The following is a 332-nucleotide window of genomic DNA, read 5'->3' on the forward strand; positions in this document are numbered from 1 at the left end:
TGCATCACTTTTTCGAAATATTCCCTTGTTTCCATTATCAAATTGTTTTGATTACGGATGCAAAGGTAATATATTATATAGGTACCGCCATACGGGCTAATGGTGATTTACGCCTGAACCTCAGCCTCGACGGAACGCTGAAGAAGGCAACAGCTCTGTTAGGGGATGGCACCACCACGGATACCAACCCAGATACCGGAAAGGATACCCCTGGTGGCGACAACACCGACCAGGGCGGTAGCGGAACCACTGGAGGCTCAGATGTAGGCATATAGTCCCAGCCTCCTGGCATCTGAAACAAGAGAAAGCGCATCGGCAGGATGCAGTCCGGA

At 50.3% G+C, this 332-nt stretch carries 1 pseudogene; it reads left to right on the forward strand.

Going from position 1 to position 332, the window contains the following annotated elements:
* Nucleotides 1-275, forward strand: a pseudogene (locus ACTQ53_RS17715) (hypothetical protein); the annotation flags it as partial.
* Nucleotides 276-332: the final 57 nt, after the last annotated feature.

The organism is Prevotella sp. Sow4_E9_plate, assembly GCF_052116205.1.
Taxonomy (GTDB): domain Bacteria; phylum Bacteroidota; class Bacteroidia; order Bacteroidales; family Bacteroidaceae; genus Prevotella.